General features: G+C 70.6%; 20 protein-coding genes. 14 read left to right on the top strand and 6 right to left on the bottom strand.

Translation table 11 applies throughout. The features are described 5' to 3' along the window. The first annotated feature begins 353 nt into the window (after window positions 1-353). From ACPT94_RS35395 to ACPT94_RS35370, 6 genes are all read left to right on the top strand, one after another. The gene (locus tag ACPT94_RS35395; protein ID WP_360349752.1) at window positions 354-1361 is read left to right on the top strand and encodes an ABC transporter permease; all 1008 of its coding nucleotides are present in this window, start codon (window positions 354-356) and stop codon (window positions 1359-1361) included. A 68-nt stretch (window positions 1362-1429) separates the two neighbouring features. Then, window positions 1430-3226, top strand: coding sequence for an ABC transporter substrate-binding protein (locus ACPT94_RS35390; protein WP_360349755.1), 1797 nt, complete (start codon window positions 1430-1432; stop codon window positions 3224-3226). Between the two features lie 141 nt (window positions 3227-3367). Next, window positions 3368-4366 carry an ABC transporter permease gene (locus tag ACPT94_RS35385; RefSeq protein WP_360349757.1) on the top strand — a complete coding sequence of 333 codons (999 nt, stop codon included), beginning with the start codon at window positions 3368-3370 and terminating at the stop codon, window positions 4364-4366. Continuing rightward, window positions 4363-5460: an ABC transporter ATP-binding protein gene (locus ACPT94_RS35380; RefSeq protein ID WP_425247730.1), complete on the top strand. Its 1098-nt coding sequence runs from the start codon at window positions 4363-4365 to the stop codon at window positions 5458-5460. Before ACPT94_RS35385 ends, ACPT94_RS35380 begins: the two co-directional genes overlap by 4 nt. Further along, the gene (locus ACPT94_RS35375; RefSeq protein WP_425247729.1) at window positions 5457-6752 is read left to right on the top strand and encodes an ABC transporter ATP-binding protein; all 1296 of its coding nucleotides are present in this window, start codon (window positions 5457-5459) and stop codon (window positions 6750-6752) included. The genes ACPT94_RS35380 and ACPT94_RS35375 overlap by 4 nt, the downstream gene beginning before the upstream one ends. A 63-nt stretch (window positions 6753-6815) precedes the next feature. Continuing rightward, complete coding sequence (locus ACPT94_RS35370; RefSeq protein WP_360349766.1) at window positions 6816-7472, top strand: trimeric intracellular cation channel family protein; 657 nt, start codon at window positions 6816-6818, stop codon at window positions 7470-7472. On the opposite strand, the gene ACPT94_RS35365 is transcribed toward ACPT94_RS35370, so the two are convergent. Continuing rightward, window positions 7381-8610, bottom strand: a complete 1230-nt coding sequence (locus ACPT94_RS35365) for an alpha/beta hydrolase (protein WP_360349769.1) — start codon at window positions 8608-8610, stop codon at window positions 7381-7383. The genes ACPT94_RS35370 and ACPT94_RS35365 overlap by 92 nt on opposite strands. A gap of 155 nt (window positions 8611-8765) precedes the next feature. Here ACPT94_RS35365 and ACPT94_RS35360 point away from each other — a divergent pair, with 155 nt between their 5' ends. After that, a complete protein-coding gene (locus ACPT94_RS35360) occupies window positions 8766-9617 on the top strand; it encodes a thioesterase family protein (RefSeq protein ID WP_360349772.1) in 852 nt (283 codons plus the stop codon). A gap of 252 nt (window positions 9618-9869) precedes the next feature. Next, window positions 9870-10277, top strand: coding sequence for a hypothetical protein (locus tag ACPT94_RS35355; protein ID WP_425247728.1), 408 nt, complete (start codon window positions 9870-9872; stop codon window positions 10275-10277). A gap of 167 nt (window positions 10278-10444) precedes the next feature. Here ACPT94_RS35355 and ACPT94_RS35350 read toward each other — a convergent pair whose 3' ends face one another. After that, a complete protein-coding gene (locus ACPT94_RS35350) occupies window positions 10445-11089 on the bottom strand; it encodes a TetR family transcriptional regulator (protein ID WP_425247727.1) in 645 nt (214 codons plus the stop codon). A gap of 122 nt (window positions 11090-11211) precedes the next feature. Here ACPT94_RS35350 and ACPT94_RS35345 point away from each other — a divergent pair, with 122 nt between their 5' ends. From ACPT94_RS35345 to ACPT94_RS35335, 3 genes are all read left to right on the top strand, one after another. Continuing rightward, complete coding sequence (locus ACPT94_RS35345) at window positions 11212-11379, top strand: hypothetical protein (protein WP_360349780.1); 168 nt, start codon at window positions 11212-11214, stop codon at window positions 11377-11379. A gap of 20 nt (window positions 11380-11399) precedes the next feature. Next, window positions 11400-11666, top strand: a complete 267-nt coding sequence (locus ACPT94_RS35340; RefSeq protein WP_360349782.1) for a DUF4190 domain-containing protein — start codon at window positions 11400-11402, stop codon at window positions 11664-11666. A gap of 369 nt (window positions 11667-12035) precedes the next feature. After that, window positions 12036-13205 carry a cysteine desulfurase family protein gene (locus ACPT94_RS35335; RefSeq protein WP_360349785.1) on the top strand — a complete coding sequence of 390 codons (1170 nt, stop codon included), beginning with the start codon at window positions 12036-12038 and terminating at the stop codon, window positions 13203-13205. Between the two features lie 21 nt (window positions 13206-13226). Here ACPT94_RS35335 and ACPT94_RS35330 read toward each other — a convergent pair whose 3' ends face one another. Next, window positions 13227-13886: an N-acetylmuramoyl-L-alanine amidase gene (locus ACPT94_RS35330; protein WP_360349806.1), complete on the bottom strand. Its 660-nt coding sequence runs from the start codon at window positions 13884-13886 to the stop codon at window positions 13227-13229. Between the two features lie 123 nt (window positions 13887-14009). Between ACPT94_RS35330 and mnmA the strand changes: the two genes are divergently transcribed. Continuing rightward, complete coding sequence (gene mnmA / locus ACPT94_RS35325; RefSeq protein ID WP_360349788.1) at window positions 14010-15140, top strand: tRNA 2-thiouridine(34) synthase MnmA; 1131 nt, start codon at window positions 14010-14012, stop codon at window positions 15138-15140. 18 nt (window positions 15141-15158) lie between these two features. Here mnmA and ACPT94_RS35320 read toward each other — a convergent pair whose 3' ends face one another. Together ACPT94_RS35320 and ACPT94_RS35315 are read right to left on the bottom strand one after the other, a co-directional pair. Further along, on the bottom strand, window positions 15159-15941 hold the full coding sequence (locus ACPT94_RS35320; RefSeq protein WP_425247726.1) for an alpha/beta fold hydrolase: 783 nt from the start codon (window positions 15939-15941) through the stop codon (window positions 15159-15161). 88 nt (window positions 15942-16029) lie between these two features. Continuing rightward, on the bottom strand, window positions 16030-17043 hold the full coding sequence (locus ACPT94_RS35315; protein ID WP_425247725.1) for an XRE family transcriptional regulator: 1014 nt from the start codon (window positions 17041-17043) through the stop codon (window positions 16030-16032). Window positions 17044-17275: 232 nt separating this feature from the next. Here ACPT94_RS35315 and ACPT94_RS35310 point away from each other — a divergent pair, with 232 nt between their 5' ends. Beyond that, complete coding sequence (locus ACPT94_RS35310; RefSeq protein WP_425247724.1) at window positions 17276-17416, top strand: hypothetical protein; 141 nt, start codon at window positions 17276-17278, stop codon at window positions 17414-17416. A 62-nt stretch (window positions 17417-17478) separates the two neighbouring features. On the opposite strand, the gene ACPT94_RS35305 is transcribed toward ACPT94_RS35310, so the two are convergent. Further along, complete coding sequence (locus ACPT94_RS35305; RefSeq protein ID WP_425247723.1) at window positions 17479-17808, bottom strand: DUF427 domain-containing protein; 330 nt, start codon at window positions 17806-17808, stop codon at window positions 17479-17481. A gap of 76 nt (window positions 17809-17884) precedes the next feature. On the opposite strand from ACPT94_RS35305, the gene ACPT94_RS35300 reads away from it, so the two are divergent. After that, window positions 17885-18583, top strand: a complete 699-nt coding sequence (locus ACPT94_RS35300; RefSeq protein ID WP_360349803.1) for an SDR family oxidoreductase — start codon at window positions 17885-17887, stop codon at window positions 18581-18583. The last annotated feature ends 126 nt before the right edge of the window (window positions 18584-18709 follow it).

The raw sequence follows: 18709 nt of genomic DNA, 5'->3' as shown, positions 1-18709 counted from the left end.
TCAACGCTCCGCCAACGCTCTCCCAACCTTCTGACGGGCCACCGCCCGCTGCCGACACTCGCGGCGGCGGCCCACTCGTCTCCGCGCGTAGATAGAAGCGGTTGGTCCGATTCCGGCCGGTTCTGCCCCGACAAGTCCCCGTCCGGGGGCCGTTACCCACCGTCCGGATAACGGAATCCCACTGCCCGCATCACGTTTACGCATCCTTTCACTGCCAAGTCTGGCAACTGATCGCCAAAGCGTTGAAGACTCCCGCACCAGGGGTGTTTCGCCCCTGTGTACGACGGACTGATCACGCCGCTACAGCGGCAAGTGCGGGCCGGCTACCGCCGGTTGAGAGGGGTCCCTGCCAGATGACGGCACCATTGCACGAGCCGACCGCGGAAGCGGCCCCGAGCGCTGCCGAAGAAGCGGCGGTCGCCACCGCCGGCGCCAAGGCGGTACAGGGCCGTTCCCTGGGCCGGATCGCCTGGGAGCGCCTGAAGCGGGACAAGCTCGCCCTGACGGGCGGCATCGTGGTGCTCTTCCTCATCCTGGTGGCGCTGCTCGCCCCGGTCATCACCGGCCTCCTCGGGCAGGACCCGAACGAGTACCACGAGAACCTCATCGACCCGCTGTTCGGCACCCCCACGGGTTCTCTCGGCGGCATCAGCGGCGAGCACCTGCTCGGCGTCGAGCCGGTCAACGGCCGTGACATCTTCGCCCGCATCCTCTACGGCGCCCGGATCTCCCTGCTGGTCGGCTTCCTGTCGGCCGTCGTCGCCGTGATCCTCGGAACCGTCCTGGGCATCCTCGCCGGTTTCTTCGGCGGTTGGGTCGACTCCGTGATCAGCCGGGTGATGGACGGCCTGCTCGCCTTCCCGCAGCTGCTGTTCATCATCGCCCTGGTCTCCGTCATGCCGAACAACATGCTGGGCCTGACCGGCTCCAGCGTCCGGGTCTTCGTGATGATCCTGGTCATCGGCTTCTTCGGCTGGCCCTACATCGGACGTGTGGTGCGCGGCCAGACCCTCTCGCTGCGTGAGCGCGAGTACGTGGAGGCCGCCCGATCGCTGGGCGCCGGGCGGGTGTACATCCTGTTCAAGGAACTGCTGCCCAACCTCGTCGCCCCGATCATCGTGTACACGACGATGATGATCCCCACCAACATCCTCACCGAGGCGGCGCTGAGCTTCCTGGGTGTGGGCGTCAAGCCGCCCACGGCCTCGTGGGGGCAGATGCTCTCGAGCGCGATCGACTACTACGAGTCGGACCCCATGTACATGGTCGTCCCGGGCGTGGCGATCTTCATCACCGTGCTGGCCTTCAACCTCTTCGGCGACGGCGTCCGGGACGCGCTGGACCCGAAGGCATCCCGCTGAACCGCCGCACTCCAACCGTCCCGTGGCACTCACACGGGGTCTCTCATCAATCCGGAGGATCCGAGATCGTGACTACCCAACGCACCTCAGGGCGGCGGAAGCAGGCATTTGCCGCTGCCGCCGCGGTCGCCGCGCTGCTGACCACGGCGGCGTGCGGCGGTTCGGACGACGGCGACGGCGGCTCGAAGAACGGCGCTGCCGGCTTCGACGCCGCGAACAACAAGGTCGCCCAGGCTTCCCTGGCCAAGAAGGGCGGCACGCTGAAGTTCGGTGCCGCCCAGGACGCCGACTCGTGGGACACCACGCGTGGCTACTACGGCATGATGTGGAACTTCGCGCGCTACTACAGCCGCCAGCTCGTCACGAACAAGGCTGAGCCGGGCAAGGCGGGAGCCGAGCTCACCCCGGACCTCGCCACGGGTCTCGCCAAGGTCACCGACGACGGCAAGACCTACACGTACACCCTGCGTGACGGCATCACGTGGGAGGACGGCAAGCCGATCACGTCCAAGGACGTGAAGTACGGCATCGAGCGCGTGTGGGCGCAGGACGTGCTGGCCGGCGGTCCGACGTACCTGAAGGACGTGCTCGACCCCAAGGGCGAGTACAAGGGTCCGTACAAGGACACCTCCGCCGACAAGCTGGGTCTGAAGGCCATCGAGACGCCGGACGACAAGACCATCGTCTTCAAGCTCCCGAAGGCCAACTCGGACTTCGAGGAGATGCTGGGCCTGATCTCGGCCTCGCCGGTCCGCCAGGACAAGGACACGAAGGCCCAGTACCAGCTGCACCCGTTCTCCTCGGGCCCGTACAAGTTCGAGTCCTACAGCCCGGGCAAGAACCTCACCCTGGTCCGCAACGACCAGTGGAAGCAGGCCTCGGACCCGATCCGCAAGGCCTACCCGGACAAGATCACCATCCAGTTCTTCTCGGACGCCAACCAGCTGGACCAGCGTCTGATCAGCGGTGATCTGGACCTCGACCTCAACCAGACCGGCATGTCGCCGCAGGGCCGCACCACCGCCCTGAAGCAGCACAAGGCCAACCTGGACAACCCGGTCTCCGGCTACATCCGCTACGCGGTCTTCCCGCAGAGCGTGAAGCCGTTCGACAACATCGAGTGCCGCAAGGCCGTCATCTACGGCGCCGACCACGTCTCGCTGCAGACCGCGCGCGGCGGCCCCATCGCCGGCGGTGACATCGGCACCAACATGCTGCCGCCGTCCGTCCCCGGCTCCGAGGGCCAGAAGTACGACCCGTACGAGCTCAACGGCGCCAACAAGAACGGCAACGAGGCCAAGGCCAAGGAGGCCCTGAAGGCCTGCGGTCAGCCGAACGGCTTCAAGACCACCATCGCGGTCCGCAACAACAAGCCGGTCGAGGTGGCCACCGCCCAGTCCCTGCAGGCGTCGCTGAAGAAGATCGGCATCACCGCCGAGATCGACCAGTACGACGGCTCGCAGACCTCCGGCATCATCGGCAGCCCCGAGAACGTGAAGAAGAAGGGCTACGGCATCATCATCATGGGCTGGGGCCCGGACTTCCCGTCCGTCCAGGGCTTCGGTCTGCCGCTGTGGGACAGCAAGTACATCCAGCAGAGCGGTAACAACAACTACGCGCTCATCAACGACAAGACGATCGACGGTCTGTTCGACTCGTACGTCAACACGCTGGACGACGCCGGCAAGGAAAAGATCGCCACGGAGATCAACCACAAGGTCATGGAGGGCGCGTACTACCTGCCCTTCGTCTTCGAGAAGTTCATCAACTGGCGCTCGGACAACCTGGCGAACGTCTACACGACCGACGGCTACAGCGGTCAGTACGACTTCGTCAACCTCGGTCTGAAGAACCCGCAGAAGTAAACCGGCACACCCGCCGTACGGCACGAAAGGCAGGTGAAGGCCGGCGACGCGTGACCGCGGGCCACCGGAAGGCCCCCATCGCCCACAAGGCGTGGGAGGTACCCCCACCGGTGGCCCGCGGTCCGCGGCGGGCCGAGAGCTGTGCTCGCTTACCTCATCAGGCGGTTGTTCGCCGCCGCAGTGATGCTCGTGGTCATCATCATGGTGGTCTTCGGCATCTTCTTCCTCGTCCCGAAGTGGGCGGGCGTCGACATCGCCTTGAGCTTCGTGGGCAAGCAGGCCGACCCTGCCGCGATCGAGGGCGTCCGGCAGAAGCTGGGCCTGGGCGACCCGATCTACTCCCAGGTCTGGGAGTTCTTCAAGGGCGTCTTCGCCGGCCGCACCTACACGGGCGGTGGCGACACCATCCACTGCTCCGCACCGTGCTTCGGCTACTCCTTCCGCAGCGAGCAGGCCGTCTGGCCGGTGCTGACCGACCGCTTCCCGGTGACCCTGGGTCTCGCGCTCGGCGCCGCCGTGCTGTGGCTGCTCTTCGGTGTCGCGGCCGGCGTGCTCTCCGCGCTCAAGCGGGGCACCCTGTGGGACCGCGGCGCGATGGTGATCGCCCTGGCGGGCGTCTCCCTGCCCATCTACTTCACCGCCATGCTCAGCCTGGCGATCTTCGCCTTCGGGCTGAACTGGATCGACGCGCAGTACGTGCCGCTGGAGGACAGCGTCGGCGGGTGGTTCGGCGGCATGATCCTGCCCTGGATCACCCTCGCCTTCCTGTACGCGGCGATGTACGCCCGGATCACCCGAGCCACCATGCTGGAGATCCTCGGCGAGGACTACATCCGCACCGCCCGCGCGAAGGGCCTCAGGGAGCGGACCGTCATCGGCAAGCACGCCATGCGCTCGACGATGACGCCCATCCTGACCATGCTTGGCATGGACCTCGGCGCCCTCATCGGCGGCGCGATCCTGACCGAGTCCGCGTTCAACCTGCCCGGTCTCGGCCGGGCCGTGCTCGACGCCATCCGGAACCAGGACCTGCCCATCATCGTGGGCGTCACCCTGATCACTTCTCTCGCGGTGCTCTTCGCCAACCTCGTGGTGGACATCCTGTACGCCGTGATCGACCCCCGAGTGAGGCTCTCATGACGGAACTCAGCAAGACGGGAGCCGCCGTGGGCGAGCCCACGGGCCCCTCTCCCGCGCCGACCGCCTTCCTCGAAGTGCGCGACCTGAAGGTGCACTTCCCGACCGACGACGGCCTGGTCAAGTCCGTCGACGGGCTCAGCTTCCAGCTGGAGAAGGGCAAGACCCTCGGCATCGTGGGCGAGTCCGGCTCCGGCAAGTCGGTGACCTCGCTCGGCATCATGGGCCTGCACACCGCCGGCCAGTACGGCAAGCGCAAGGCGCAGATCTCCGGCGAGATCTGGCTCGACGGCACCGAGCTGCTCTCCGCCGACCCCGACCACGTGCGCAAGCTGCGTGGCCGCGAGATGGCGATGATCTTCCAGGACCCGCTGTCGGCGCTGCACCCGTACTACACGATCGGCCAGCAGATCGTGGAGGCGTACCGCATCCACCACGACGTCGACAAGAAGACCGCCAAGCGCCGTGCGGTCGAGATGCTCGACCGGGTGGGCATCCCGCAGCCGGACAAGCGCGTCGACAACTACCCGCACGAGTTCTCCGGCGGTATGCGCCAGCGCGCGATGATCGCGATGTCGCTGGTCAACAACCCCGAGCTGCTCATCGCGGACGAGCCGACGACCGCCCTCGACGTGACCGTCCAGGCGCAGATCCTCGACCTCATCCGCGACCTGCAGAAGGAGTTCGGCTCCGCGGTCATCGTCATCACCCACGACCTGGGCGTCGTCGCCGAACTGGCCGACGACATCCTGGTGATGTACGGCGGCCGCTGTGTCGAGCGCGGACCCGCCGAGAAGGTGTTCTACGAGCCCCGCCACCCCTACACCTGGGGCCTGCTCGGCTCGATGCCGCGTCTCGACCGCGAGCAGCAGGAGCGCCTGATCCCGGTCAAGGGCTCCCCGCCCTCCCTGATCAACGTCCCGTCCGGCTGTGCCTTCAACCCGCGCTGCCCGTACGCGGACCTCCCGAAGGACAACGTCACCCGCACCGTCCGCCCGGAGCTCGCCGAGGTCGGCAGCCGGCACTGGGCGGCCTGCCACCTGAGCAAGGAGCAGCGGGAGCGTATCTGGACCGAAGAGATTGCGCCGAAGCTGTGAGTGACGAGAAAGCGGTGACGATTCCCGCGCAGGCTGACGGCACCCGTCGTGCCGACGGCGAGGTACTGCTGAAGGTCACCGGCCTGCAGAAGCACTTCCCGATCAAGAAGGGCCTGCTCCAGCGGCAGGTCGGCGCGGTGCACGCGGTCGACGGGCTGGACTTCGAGGTCCGCTCCGGCGAGACGCTCGGTGTGGTGGGCGAGTCCGGCTGCGGCAAGTCCACGATGGGCCGGCTGATCACCCGGCTGCTCGAACCGACCGGCGGCACGGTCGAGTTCGAGGGCAAGGACATCACGCACCTCGGCGTCGCGGGCATGCGTCCGCTGCGCCGCGACGTGCAGATGATCTTCCAGGACCCGTACTCGTCGCTGAACCCGCGCCACACCATCGGCACGATCGTCGGCGCCCCCTTCAAGCTGCAGGGCGTCGAGCCCGAGGGCGGCATCAAGAAGGAGGTCCAGCGGCTGCTGTCGGTGGTCGGTCTCAACCCCGAGCACTACAACCGCTATCCGCACGAGTTCTCCGGCGGTCAGCGCCAGCGCATCGGCATCGCCCGCGCGCTCGCGCTCAACCCGAAGCTGGTCGTGGCGGACGAGCCGGTGTCCGCGCTGGACGTGTCGATCCAGGCCCAGGTGGTGAACCTGCTGGACGACCTCCAGGAGGAGCTCGGCCTGACGTACGTGATCATCGCGCACGACCTCTCGGTCGTCCGGCACGTCTCGGACCGGATCGCGGTCATGTACCTCGGCAAGATCGTCGAGCTGGCCGACCGGGACCTGCTGTACAAGACGCCGATGCACCCGTACACCAAGGCGCTGATGTCGGCGGTGCCGATCCCGGACCCGAAGCGCAAGAACGCCCAGAGCGAGCGGATCCTGCTCAAGGGCGACGTGCCCTCGCCGATCTCCCCGCCGAGCGGCTGCCGCTTCCACACCCGGTGCTGGAAGGCGACGGAGATCTGCAAGACCACCGAGCCCAAGCTGGTCGAGCTGCGGCCCGGCCAGCAGGTGGCCTGCCACCACCCGGAGAACTTCGCGGACCAGGCCCCGCAGGACACCGTGCTGCTGACCGTCGCGAAGGAGGCGGCGGAGCTGGTGGCCGACGAGGTGCTCGCGGAGTCGGCGGAGACCTCGGCGGCGGTGGCGGCGGAGGTCGAGGCCGCCGCGGAGACCGAGGCCGCCGAGGAGCCCCGGAACGCCGCGGAGACCGAGGGCGTCACGGAGACCGAGGGCGCCACGGAGACAAAGGCCCCCAAGGAGACCCAGGTCACCAAGGAAGCCGACGAGAAGTAAGCCAGAAAGAGCCCCCGCCTTGCAATGTAAGGCGGGGGCTTTGTGCTGGGTGAGAATGGAAGGGTGCTCCAGCAACTCTTCAGTCCCTCCGTTCAGCACACCCTCGACCTGATCGGCATCTTCGTCTTCGCCATCTCCGGTGCGCTGCTGGCCGTCCGCAAGAACTTCGACGTCTTCGGCATCGCCGTGCTGGCCGAGGTCACCGCGCTGGGCGGCGGGCTGTTCCGGGACGTGGTCATCGGCGCCGTACCGCCCGCGGCCTTCACGGATCTGGGGTACTTCCTCACCCCGCTGCTCGCCGCCCTGCTGGTCTTCTTCCTCCACCCGCACGTGGAGCGCATTCAGACGGGCGTGAACGTCTTCGACGCGGCCGGCCTCGGCCTGTTCTGCGTCACGGGCACGACGAAGGCGTACGACCACGGCCTGGGCCTCACCTCGTCGGCGGTCATGGGCCTGGCCACCGCCGTCGGCGGCGGTGTGCTGCGGGACGTCCTCGCCAACGAGGTGCCCTCGCTGCTGCGCTGGGACCGCGACCTCTACGCGGTCCCGGCGATCGTCGGCGCCACGATGGTGGTGCTCTGCATCCGCTACGACGTTCTCACCCCGCTGGCCAGCGGGGTGGCCGCGGTCACGGCCTTCGTCCTGCGGTTGCTCGCGATGCGGTTCCACTGGCGAGCTCCGCGTGCTTGGAACCGTCGTTCGACGGTTCGTGAGGAGTAGTGTCCCGCAGGGTGTGGGCCTGACCCATCTGCACGGTCAGCCAGCGGAACGCCGGCACCACCTGCGGCCGCCACAGCGCCATGGTGTGACCGCCGGCGCTCCTCGGGACGTAGACGACGTGCACGGTCGTCGGCGCCTTGGCCTCCTGCTGCAGCGCCATGCCGGCCTCGTAGCCGTCGCCGGGCTGACCGGACACGTAGAGGGCGACGCCCGGCGGCGCGGCGGCCTTGCGCAGCAGCACGTAGGGGTTGTTCTGCTCGCGCAGGGCGCGGCTCTGCGCGGCCAGGGAGGTGCGTTCGACGATCGGATCGTTGTAGCCGGACAGGCTCACCGCGGCCCGGTAGCGGTCGGGGTGGGCGACGGCCAGCTTGGCCGCGCAGTGCCCCCCGGCCGAGTACCCGGCGACCGCCCAGCCCTTGGGCGCGGGCTGGGCCCGGAAGTTGTCCATGACCATCTTCGGTACGTCGAGGCTCAGCCAGGAGTCGGCGTTGACGGTGCCGGGGATGTTCGCGCAGCCGGTGTCCACCCCGGGCAGCAGCGTGGTGCGCGGCGCGACCAGGATGAACGGCGCGATCTTGCCCTCCTTCATCAGCGGCAGCAGCTGCTCGTGCGCGTGCAGCGTCCCGAACCAGGACTTCGCCGATCCCGGGTAGCCCGGCAGCAGTTCGACGACGGGGAAGGCGCGGTGCCGGTAGGCGGGGTCGTCGTACTGCGGGGGCAGCCAGACGTAGACCTCGGCGTTCACGCCGGAGATTCGGCCCTTGACCTGGGTGACGCGCACCCCGCCGGCCGCGTGCATGGCGGGCCCCTCGGCCTGGGCGAACTCCTGCCGGACCTTCGGCAGGCGCTCCACCGCGATGCCGCCGGTGCCGTCGGCGCCGAGGTCGGTGGCCTGCTGCACATGGGTGCCGGTGCCGAGGAGGTCGTCCCAGTTGTCGTACAGGTTGTTGGAGTTGTTGACCAGGACGAAGACCAGGGCGACGGCGGTGCCCTGGGCGAACAGCAGCATCAGCATCCGGGCCGCGGCCCGCAGGACCCGGGGTCCGCGCAGACGCGACCACAGCAGCAAGGGCAGGGCGACGGCGACGACGGACAGCACGATCAGGGTGGAGAGGAACGGAGTCCCGGTGAGGCTCATGTCCCTGGAGAGGGAAAAAGCGGGCTCGAGGTTTACGGACGAGTACGGACACTTACCGGGAAATTGCCCGGACTTCACCTCGGTCGTGGCTGAGAAGGGCCGTGTGACCAGGGAGAAAGCTACCGCTTAGTAATTACCTGTTGTACCGTTCAGGCATGCCTGAAGCAGCCACCGCCCCCGCCGCCCTCGGCGACAGCGAGTTCGACCGCGACACCGCCGTCATCCCGCGCGAGCCCGGCGTCTACGACGCCGACCTCTCGGCCGGCTGGACGATCTTCGGCGCCGTCAACGGCGGCTACCTGCTCGCCGTCCTGGGCCGCGCGCTGGCCGACACCCTGCCGCACAGCGACCCGTTCACCCTCACCGCGCACTACCTCAGCGCCTCCCGCCCCGGCCCGGCGGTCGTCCGCACCGAGACGGTCCGCACCGGCCGCACCCTCTCCACCGGCCAGGCCTCCCTCTTCCAGTACGACGCGGAGGGCCGCGAGGTCGAACGCATCCGTGTCCTCGCCTCCTACGGCGACCTCGACGCGCTGCCCGACGACGTCCGCACCGCCGCGAAGCCCCCGGCCATCCCGCCGATCAGCCAGTGCTTCGGCCCCGAGGACGGGCCCACCCCCGACGCCGACCAGCAGCCCATCGCCGAGCGGCTGATGCTCAAGCTCGACCCGTCGACCATCGGCTGGGCGCTCGGACAGCCCTCCGGCAAGGGCGAGATGCGGGCCTGGTTCGGCCTGGCCGACGGCCGCGACGCCGACCCGCTCGCGCTGCTGCTCGCGGTGGACGCCCTGCCGCCCACCGCCTTCGACCTCGGCATCGCCGGCTGGGTCCCGACGGTCGAACTCACCGTCCACGTCCGCTCCCGTCCGGCCCCCGGCCCGGTGCGTGTCTCCATCACGACCCGCAACCTCGCGGGCGGCTTCCTGGAGGAGGACGCCGAGGTGTGGGACAGCGAGGACCGGCTGGTGGCGCAGTCGCGGCAACTGGCGCGGGTCAGGCTGGGGTGACGGGCGGCAGGGGTGACGCCCGCGTCGGCATCGAACTCGCCGACCGGTGGGAGCAGTTGCGCCGTCGTGTCACGGAGCTGTACCAGGGCGCGGAGTGCGCTCCCGCGTGAACTCCCAGGTCAGAGTGGCGTCTTGAGGTGCGCTTTACCTGGCTGACAGGAGGGGAACAGGGAGGCCTCAAGGAAGCCCCAGGCGCCGTTGGTTGAGTGCCCGCACCTCAGGACTTCCTCATCCTCCTTGGAGTGGTCTCTCATGAAGCGTGTGCTCAAGCCGGTGCGTCTCGTCCCCGCGGTGGCCCTGCTGGCGCTCTCGCCCCTGGCGCTGGTGGCCTGCGGCTCGGGCGACTCGTCGGCCACGAACAGCGGTACGTCCGGGCGGCAGGCGTGTCAGGCGCCGTCCGGGATGCCGAGCGGGGCGCCATCAGGGGCGCCCTCCGGTGGTTCTTCGGGGGCGCCCACCGGTGCCACCTCGGGGGCTCCGTCGGGTGCGCCTTCGGGAGCGCCCACCGGCACACCGACCGGCGTTCCGTCGGGCATGCCGAGCGGTGGGCCCGGCGGGGGCGGGCAGGGCGGGCCCGGCGGTGGCCAGGGCGGCGGCTGCGGCGGGCCGGGCGGCGGTCAGGGGCAGCAGCAGGGGCAGCAGGCGCAGCAGCAGGGGTAGCGGGCGCAGCAGCAGGGCTGACCGGCGGATCCCCGCACGTCCTTGCGCGTCCCTGGTTCCACTGCGCATCCATGGTCGCTGTGCATCCACGGTTCCCTGTGCATCCACGCGGGAGGGCGGCCCCCTCGGAGACGAGGAGGCCGCCCTCCCGCATGGCGTGGGCCGGCTCAGTCGAGCCAGTGATGGCGGCCGATGCTGATCAGCCGCATCTGGCGGGTCGCGAGCCGGGTGACACGCTCCCGTTCCTCGGCGGGGACCTCGCCGCCCGCCGCGGCCTCCTGGGCCTCCAGGAAGAGCGAGGCCGTGACGAGCATCTGGTCCACGTAGAGGTGCGAGAGCATCAGCAGGTCGTCCTCGCTCCAGCCCTCCGCCTCGGCGTCCTTGGCCAGCTCGGCCTTCACCTCCTCGGCGAACCGGGCCAGTTGGTCGCGTATCGCCTCACGGACCGGCTGGACCCCGCCATGTCGCTCACGGGCGATAAAACGGACATGTGCGGGGTACGCGTGTACATGACGGGCGATCAACTCGACAGCGCGCGTGATGCGTTCGTCGCTGGAGTCGGCGGCCGTCACGGTGGTCCGGATCATCGGGTGGAGGCTGCCCAGTGCCTCCTCGACCAGGGCCACGCCGAGATCCGCGATGGAGCGGAAGTGCCGGTAGAAGGCGGTCGGGGCGACCCCGACGGCGCGGGTGACCTCGCGCAGGCCCAGGCTGCTCAGGCTCTGTTCCTCCAGCAGTCCCAGGGCGGCGTCCAGGAGCGCCTGCCTGGTCTTCTGTTTCTGGGCCTGCCGGAGGCCGAGGGTGTGACTCATGTCATCCAGTTAACAACTGTTCTCCGTAATTGCAAAGCCGTAGGACGCGATAGACTCAGGAGTCAGTGAACAACTGTAACCACAACTGTTCACCGAAACTTTACGGAGGGGGATTCGATCCCATGCTGTTCCTCGTCGCCGCACTGCTGCTGCTCGGCGTCGTGATGGGCACCGTGGCCCACGCGCCGCTCGGCTTCAGCCTCGTCGCCGCCGTCGTGATCGCCGCCTGGCTCGGCATCTTCGCGCTCCGCGAGCGCCACGGCCGCCGTCACCACACCTCGACCCACTGACCGGAAGGAGCGGAACGACCATGCAGCTCACCGCACCGGCCACGCGCCGCACCGGCATCCGCGACACCGACGGCATGGCCGTCGCGTCCTTCATCCTCGGCCTCGTGGGCCTCCTCGTCCTCAATGTCTTCCTCGGTCCGATCGCCATCGTCCTGGCGACCGTGGCCCTCGCCCGCGGCACCAAGCGCCGAGGCCGCGCCTGGCTCGGCCTGACCCTGGGCATCGCCGACCTGGTGGTCCTGGCGGCCTTCATGCAGGCGGACTCGACGATCTCGTGGAGCTTCTGAGGGCTTCCCAGGATGTCCGCGGGATCTTCGGGCCGCCGGTCCGGCCTGCGGGAGTCCGGCACCCCACCGTCGGGCCGTGCCCGCGGGACGCCGGCCGGCGACCGCCGGCGCCGACTGCGGGCGGCCGGCCTGCGATCGCCGATACCGCAGGGGGCAGCCCTGCGCCCGGGCGACGGAAGTCCTCTCCCGCGCACGGGAGTCCCTCCCGCCAGAGCGAAACCGAGAGTGGGGGAGAGCCGGCACAGCCGGCGTGCCGGGTGCGTCGCCACCCACGCCAGGCGCAGGCCAGGTAAGGCGCGCGACCTCGCTGCGACCCCGGCCCACCTTGCCGCGAGGCCCCTCACCGGCGCGCCGTAGAATCGCCTCACCATGGCTTACCTCGACCACGCCGCGACCACCCCGATGCTCCCGGAGGCGGCAGAGGCACTGACCGCCCACCTGAGCATCACCGGCAACGCCTCCTCCCTCCACGCATCCGGCCGCCAGGCCCGCCGCACGGTCGAGGAAGCGCGCGAGACCCTCGCGGAAGCGCTCGGCGCCCGCCCCAGCGAGGTGGTCTTCACCTCCGGCGGCACCGAGGCCGACAACCTCGCCGTCAAGGGCCTGTACTGGTCCCGCCGCGCCGCCGACCCGGCCCGCACCCGGGTCCTCGCCAGCCCCGTCGAGCACCACGCCGTCCTCGACGCCGTGCACTGGCTGGGCGAGCACGAGGACGCGACCGTCGAGTACCTCCCCGTGGACACCTACGGCCGGGTCCACCCGGACGCGCTCCGCGAGGCCATCGCCCGCGACCCCGGCGACGTCGCCCTGGCCACCGTCATGTGGGCGAACAACGAGATCGGCACGATCATGCCGGTCCGCGAACTCGCCGACGCCGCCGCCGAGTTCGGCGTCCCCCTGCACGCCGACGCCGTCCAGGCCTTCGGTCAGATCCCCGTCGACTTCGCCGCCTCCGGCCTCGCCGCGATGACGGTCTCCGGTCACAAGATCGGCGGCCCCTACGGCATCGGCGCGCTCCTCCTCGGCCGCGAGTACACCCCCGTACCCGTCCTGCACGGCGGCGGCCAGGAGCGCCACGTCCGCTCCGGCACCCTCGACGTCCCCGCGATCGCCTCCTTCGCGGTCGCCGCACGCCTCGCCGCCGAACAGCGCGAGTGGTTCGCCCGCGAGGTCGGCGCCCTGCGCGACGCCCTGGTCGCCGCGGTCCGCTCGGCGGTCCCGGACGCCGTCCTCGGCGGCGACCCGGCACCCGAGGGCCGCCTCCCCGCCAACGCGCACTTCACGTTCCCCGGCTGCGAGGGCGACTCCCTGCTGCTGCTCCTGGACGCCCAGGGCATCGAGTGCTCCACGGGCTCCGCCTGCACCGCCGGCGTCGCCCAGCCCAGCCACGTCCTGCTCGCCACCGGCACCGACCCGGACCTGGCCCGCGGCACCCTCCGCTTCTCCCTGGGCCACACCTCCACCGAGGCCGACGTCGAGGCGGTCGCCAAGGCCATCGGCCCGGTGGTGGAACGGGCCCGCGCGGCGGGACTGACGTAACCGACGTCGATGTCGCCCCGCTCAGGCGGCGGCCGTGTGCGCCTCCCGCACGAGCTTCATGTACCGGTCCCAGTCCCAGTGCTCGCCCGGGTCGGTGTGGTCCGTCCCCGGCACCTCCACGTGCCCGATGATGTGCTCGCGGTCGACGGGTATGTCGTACCGCCGGCAGATCCCGGCCGTCAGGCGCGCGGACGCCGCGTACATCGCGGCCGTGAAGTCCTGCGGGCGGTCCACGAAACCCTCGTGCTCGATGCCGATGCTCCGCTCGTTGTACGAGCGGTTGCCCGCGTGGTACGCCACGTCCAGCTCGCGGATCATCTGGGTGATGCGGCCGTCCTGACCGACGATGTAGTGCGCGGCCGCCTTGTGGGCCGGGTCCTGGAAGACCTTCACAGCGCTCGCGAAATCGCCCTGGGTGACATGGATGACCACCATGTCGATGCCGTAGTCGTCGGGCCGGTCCGCCCAGCGGAAGTTCGCCTCCGACGCCGCCAGCCACTGCGCGCCCCGGAAGTCGACCGCGCCCTCCACCCGCGACTTGCGCACCCCCGGCAGCCGCCACCACAGGTTCGCCAGCTCGTCACGCGCCAGCACCGCCGACCCGACGGCCGCCGCCGCCCCGCCGACCAGCAGCGCACGCCGCCCGAGCCGCCGGTCCGCGTCCTTCTTCCGCGCCCCCATGCGCCCGCCCTGCCCCTCTTCGTCCCTCATCCTCGCCCCGGTATCCCGTCACACCCCGCCCTCGAGATCCACAACGGATACTCGCGGGCCGCGGTTCCCGGCGCCCCGTACCCTGGAAACGTTATGACTGAGACCTCGCAGCGCCCCCGTCCCCTTCGCGTACTCGCCGCCATGTCCGGCGGGGTCGACTCCGCCGTCGCCGCCGCCCGCGCCGCGGAAGCCGGCCATGACGTCACCGGCGTCCACCTCGCGCTCTCCGCGAACCCCCAGTCGTTCCGCACCGGCGCGCGGGGCTGTTGCACCATCGAGGACTCCCGCGACGCCCGCCGCGCCGCCGACGTCATCGGCATCCCCTTCTACGTCTGGGACCTCGCGGACCGCTTCCGCGAGGACGTCGTCGAGGACTTCGTCGCCGAGTACGAGGCCGGCCGCACCCCCAACCCCTGCCTGCGCTGCAACGAGAAGATCAAGTTCGCCGCCCTCCTCGACAAGGCGCTCGCGCTCGGCTTCGACGCGGTCTGCACCGGCCACTACGCCAAGGTCGTCGTGAACGAGGACGGCACGCGCGAGCTGCACCGCGCCTCCGACATGGCCAAGGACCAGTCGTACGTCCTCGGCGTCCTGGACGACAAGCAGCTCGCCCACGCGCTCTTCCCCCTCGGTGACACGGTGACGACGAAGGACGAGATCCGCGCCGAGGCCGAGCGCAGGGGGCTCGCCGTCGCCAAGAAGCCCGACTCCCACGACATCTGCTTCATCGCCGACGGCGACACCCAGGGCTTCCTGGCGAAGCGGCTGGGCAAGGCGGAGGGCGACATCGTCGACGAGGCCGGCAACAAGCTCGGCACGCACGACGGCGCGTACGGCTTCACCATCGGCCAGCGCAAGGGCCTGCGCATCGGCACCCCAGCCGCGGACGGCAAGCCGCGCTACGTCCTCGACATCTCCCCGGTGAACAACACGGTGACCGTCGGCCCCGCGGCGGCACTCGACGTGACGGGCCTGACGGCCGTCAAGCCCCGCTGGTGCGGGACCGCCCCGGCCGGCCCCGGCACCTACACCGCCCAGCTGCGCGCCCACGGCGGCGAGACCGAGGTGGCCGCCGAACTGGTCGACGGCCGACTGGAGGTCACCTTCGCGGAGCCGGTCCGGGGCGTGGCGCCGGGCCAGGCGATCGTGCTGTACGACGGCACGCGCGTGGTGGGGTCGGCGACGATCGCCACGACCACGCGCGCGACGACCGCCGCGGTGTGACCGTCCGCCCGCCCGTGTCTACGGCGTGAAGAACTCGGTGAGCACCGGCGCGAGGACGTTCGGGTCCACGATGTGCGCCTGACCCTCCAGCGTCCGGTACGTTCCCCGCGGCACCGCGTCCGCGACGGCGCGCCCGGCCTCACGCTGCCAGGCCGGGCTCTCCGCGCCCGCCACGGCCAGCACCGGAACACCGATCGTGGCCAGCAGTTCCCGGGGCACCAGCCCGTCGCCCATCACCGCGTCGTCGTACGCGAGTGTCGGGGCGATGTCCTCCATGGCGGCCCACATCGGCGACTGGCGGGCGCCCCGGATCATCTCCTCGGCCAGGCCCGTCAGCCGCAGGAACAGCTCGACCGCGTCCCCGCGCCGGCCCTGCGCCAGCGCCTCGGTCAGCCGCGCGGTGTAGGCGGCGCGCTCCTCGGCGCTGCCCTCCGAGAAGTCCGCGAACGGCGTCTCGTACACCGCCACCCGGCTCACCGACAGTCCGCTCGCCGCCGCCCGAAGCGCCAGCGCACCGCCCGACGAGATGCCGTACAGGGCCGCCTCGCCGCCCGCGAGGTCGATCAGCGCCGCCAGGTCCTCGATCTCGCGCTCCACGGCGTACGGCGCCGTGTCGCCGCTGCCGCCGCGGCCCCGCCGGTCGTACCAGAAGGCGGTGAAGTGGTGCGCGAGGAGACCGGCCAGGGGCGCCACGGTGCTGCCCGTCGACATCGCGCCACTGATCAGGACGACCGCCGGGCCCTGTCCGCTGCGTTCGTACGCGAGGGAGGTGCCGTCGCGCGAAAGGGTCTTCTTGTCCATGTCTGTGGAGACTGTCAGACGTGACGGAACTTATCGGTGTGGCGGGGCCGTGCCGTCCGCGTCCGCGGTGCGGACCGCCGGGCGACCGTCAGCCCGTCCGGATGAGGAAGCGCTGGTCGGCCGCGCCGGTACAGCGTTCCTCGACCGCTTCGGCTCCCTCGGCGCCGACGTCGCCGGCCATGCCGACGCACCTGCCGCTGTGGGCCGGACGAAGCCGGAACCCGTCGGCGGCGTCGGCGGAGGCGGGCTCCACATGGAACAGCGTGGCCTGGGCACAGTCGTTCCGGGGCTCGAGCATCCCCTTCACCGGGCCGCTGCTCATGACGGTCAGACAGCCCTTCCCCTCCTGGGGATGGTGCCACTGGATGCGGTAGAAGCCCTCGCCGGCCGGCTCCAGGTAGGTGCGCGGCACGGTGGCCCGGGCGCAGGGAAGCTGGACGGCGACGGCGTTCGGGTAGGCGCCGGCCCGGTCCCGTCCGTCCGTCAGGCAGAGGTCCGGCGTGCGCAGAGGCCGCACGGTGACCCAGCCGTCGACGGGAGCCCGGGAGGCGGTGGCCGACCCGGACGGTGCGCCGTGATCGTCGGAGTCGTCGGGGAACATCGCCCAGGCGGCCAGGGCGAGCAGCGGCACCAGGAGACCGGCCGCGAGCACGCCCCTGCGGGCCTTGGCCCGGTGCGGCCGTGCGCCCGGGGATCGGTCGGCGGGCGGTGGAGCCTCGGCTTCGGTTTCAGGTTCTGCTTCGGTTTCGGTGCCGGCGTCGGCTTCGCTGTGGGAACCGGAGCCGGGACCGGGGACGGCGGAGGACACGGCTGCGGTGGCGGCATCCTCGGCGAGCCGGTTCCTGGCGTCCAGCCAGGCGTCGACGCGCGGCCCGTCCCCGCAGGCGTGGACGAACGCGGCCAGCACCTCGGGGCGCGGAAGGCTCGTCCGCCGCAGGATGTCGGCCAGCGTGCTGCGGGCCAGCACGTCACCGTTGCGGGCGGCCCGCTCCTCCAGTTCGCGATACGTCAGCCCCGCGCGCTCCTTGAGCCGCTGCATCGACGCGACGAAACCGGCGGCGTCCCGGGCCTCGTACGGCGACAGCTCTCCCAGGTTCCCCATGACCGCATGGTGTGGGAGTCCCGGCGCGAGGGCAACGGCGGATTCGGTCATGCCGCGTCGTCCGGCACGGAATTCCGGACAGGGCCCTGACCAGCCCGGACAGCCCCCGCCCCGTCCGGGACAGCCGGGAGCCGTTGCCCCGGCCCCGCGCGGCCCAGCAGTCTCGGTGCTGCTCGGCCGGCTCCCGGCACAACGGGCTCCCCCTGAAACGGAACCACGGATGAGGAGTGGCATGAAGGGCCGTCACGTGAACGGCGACGACTTCGGGATCGGCGACGACTTCCGGATCGGCGACGACTTCCGGATCGGGGACACGACGTGGACGACGGCGAGGCGGTCCACGCACGTGAAGGGGGCCTGCCACCGCCCGTGAGCGGGCGGTTGCGACGGGTGGAGGAGGGGGCCGTCCGTCGCACCCCTGCGCGTCCGGCGCGATCAGCCCTCGGAAGCGTCCACCTCGAAGAAGCAGAGGTGGCCCTTGATCGCGGCGACGTCCGGTTTCGGGTCTTCGTACGCCCAGACCAGATCGGGCGCGTCCGGCAGCGACCAGTAGGACGCCGTGCCCTTGAACGGGCAGTACGTGTGGGTGTCGGAGGGGGTGAGGAGGTCCAGGCGTACGTCCTCGGCGGGGAGGTAGTACCGCACGGGACAGCCGGTCTCCTTGAGGACGAGGGGCCGGTCGCTCTCGGCCAGCACCCGGTCCTGGTGGACGACCCTGATGTGCTGGGTGCCCTGCTCGATCGTGATCGTGTGTCCATGGGTCATATCGGAAAAGCGCTCGCGGGGCGCCGGTTCTTCCCGCGTATGGCAGGGCATCCAGTGAGCCGCCGGTGATGCGAGCATGGCGGGCATGGCTACTCATGTGATCACCGGAGCGGGTTCCGGCATCGGTGCGGCCGTCGCCCGCCGCCTGCACGCGCGCGGGGACGAACTCGTACTGCACGCGCGCGACGCGGGGCGTGCGAAGGAACTGGCGGCGGAGTTTCCCGGGGCGCGGACGCTCGTCGGCGACCTGGCCGACCCCGACAGGCTGTCCTGGGCCTTCTCGCACCAGACGCTGCCGGAGCGGGTGGACACGTTGCTGCACATCGCCGGCGTGGTCGACCTGGGCGCGGTCGGCGACCTGACCCCCAAGTCCTGGCGCCACCAGCTCAACGTCAACCTCGTCTCACCCGCCGAGCTGACCCGCCACTTCCTGCCCCAACTCCGTGCCAGCCGTGGTCACGTGGTCTTCGTGAACTCCGGGGCCGGCCTGCGGGCCTCCGCCGAGTGGTCCGCCTACGCGGCGTCCAAGCACGGTCTCAAGGCGCTGGCGGACTCCCTGCGCAACGAGGAGCACGTCAACGGTGTCCGTGTCACCTCCGTCTACCCCGGGCGGACGGCCAGCCCGATGCAGGCCAAGGTCCACCAGCAGGAGGGGAAGGAGTACGACCCCGCCCAGTGGATCGACCCCGAGTCGGTCGCGACGACGATCCTCACGGCGATCGACCTGCCGAGGGACGCGGAGATCAACGACGTGACGGTGCGACCGGGACGGTGAGGGTCCCGCCCCCGCCGCCCCCACCCTCCCCGACCTCCAGGGCCTCCGCCCCTCAGCCCCCGCCAGGGCCTCCGCCCCTCAGCCCCCGCCAGGGCCTCCGCCCCTCAGCCCCCGCCAGGGCCTCCG

Origin of the sequence: Streptomyces aurantiaciflavus, from assembly GCF_049808595.1 — a bacterium.
Lineage (GTDB): Bacteria > Actinomycetota > Actinomycetes > Streptomycetales > Streptomycetaceae > Streptomyces.
The sequence above is the reverse complement of the archived record's forward strand: the minus strand, read 5'-3'. Positions and strand labels throughout refer to the sequence as shown.

Bases quoted from the DNA above. Each gene is read 5' to 3' on its own strand.
- ACPT94_RS35330 (WP_360349806.1), bottom strand. From the start codon at position 13,886: ATGGGGGCGCGGAAGAAGGACGCGGACCGGCGGCTCGGGCGGCGTGCG.
- ACPT94_RS35395 (WP_360349752.1), top strand. From the start codon at position 354: ATGACGGCACCATTGCACGAGCCGACCGCGGAAGCGGCCCCGAGCGCT.
- ACPT94_RS35380 (WP_425247730.1), top strand. From the start codon at position 4,363: ATGACGGAACTCAGCAAGACGGGAGCCGCCGTGGGCGAGCCCACGGGC.
- ACPT94_RS35340 (WP_360349782.1), top strand. From the start codon at position 11,400: ATGCAGCTCACCGCACCGGCCACGCGCCGCACCGGCATCCGCGACACC.
- ACPT94_RS35360 (WP_360349772.1), top strand. From the start codon at position 8,766: ATGCCTGAAGCAGCCACCGCCCCCGCCGCCCTCGGCGACAGCGAGTTC.
- ACPT94_RS35350 (WP_425247727.1), bottom strand. From the start codon at position 11,089: ATGAGTCACACCCTCGGCCTCCGGCAGGCCCAGAAACAGAAGACCAGG.
- ACPT94_RS35320 (WP_425247726.1), bottom strand. From the start codon at position 15,941: ATGGACAAGAAGACCCTTTCGCGCGACGGCACCTCCCTCGCGTACGAA.
- ACPT94_RS35335 (WP_360349785.1), top strand. From the start codon at position 12,036: ATGGCTTACCTCGACCACGCCGCGACCACCCCGATGCTCCCGGAGGCG.
- ACPT94_RS35315 (WP_425247725.1), bottom strand. From the start codon at position 17,043: ATGGGGAACCTGGGAGAGCTGTCGCCGTACGAGGCCCGGGACGCCGCC.
- ACPT94_RS35365 (WP_360349769.1), bottom strand. From the start codon at position 8,610: ATGAGCCTCACCGGGACTCCGTTCCTCTCCACCCTGATCGTGCTGTCC.
- mnmA (WP_360349788.1), top strand. From the start codon at position 14,010: ATGACTGAGACCTCGCAGCGCCCCCGTCCCCTTCGCGTACTCGCCGCC.
- ACPT94_RS35305 (WP_425247723.1), bottom strand. From the start codon at position 17,808: ATGACCCATGGACACACGATCACGATCGAGCAGGGCACCCAGCACATC.
- ACPT94_RS35345 (WP_360349780.1), top strand. From the start codon at position 11,212: ATGCTGTTCCTCGTCGCCGCACTGCTGCTGCTCGGCGTCGTGATGGGC.
- ACPT94_RS35355 (WP_425247728.1), top strand. From the start codon at position 9,870: ATGAAGCGTGTGCTCAAGCCGGTGCGTCTCGTCCCCGCGGTGGCCCTG.
- ACPT94_RS35310 (WP_425247724.1), top strand. From the start codon at position 17,276: ATGAAGGGCCGTCACGTGAACGGCGACGACTTCGGGATCGGCGACGAC.
- ACPT94_RS35300 (WP_360349803.1), top strand. From the start codon at position 17,885: ATGGCGGGCATGGCTACTCATGTGATCACCGGAGCGGGTTCCGGCATC.